Genomic DNA, 255 nt, shown 5'->3' on the forward strand with positions numbered 1-255 from the left:
GCGGTTCAATCAACGGACCGAACAACGCCAGACTCTTCACCAGGTCCGGATGCTTCAGAGCAAGGTGTTGAGCGACGATGGTGCCCATCGAGTGCGCTACGATGTGCGCCCCGGACACCTTGAGCTCGCCAAGAACAGCGGCAATTGTCTGAACGTACAGCTCTATGGACTGAGGCTCCGACGCGAGTTCCGAGCGCGACCTGCCGGGCAGGTCAAGGCGGATGACCTTCATGCCTTCGAACGCGGGCAACACAG

1 protein-coding gene is annotated in these 255 nt (G+C 60.4%); it reads right to left on the minus strand.

Annotation, left to right across the window (positions count from 1 at the left end):
- The coding region (locus AB3X94_RS42225; RefSeq protein ID WP_368614509.1) for an alpha/beta fold hydrolase at positions 1-232 on the minus strand (232 nt) is incomplete at its 3' end.
- Between the last annotated feature and the right edge of the window lie 23 nt (positions 233-255).

Origin of the sequence: Paraburkholderia sp. BR10923 (genome assembly GCF_040948765.1) — a bacterium.
Lineage (GTDB): Bacteria > Pseudomonadota > Gammaproteobacteria > Burkholderiales > Burkholderiaceae > Paraburkholderia > Paraburkholderia youngii.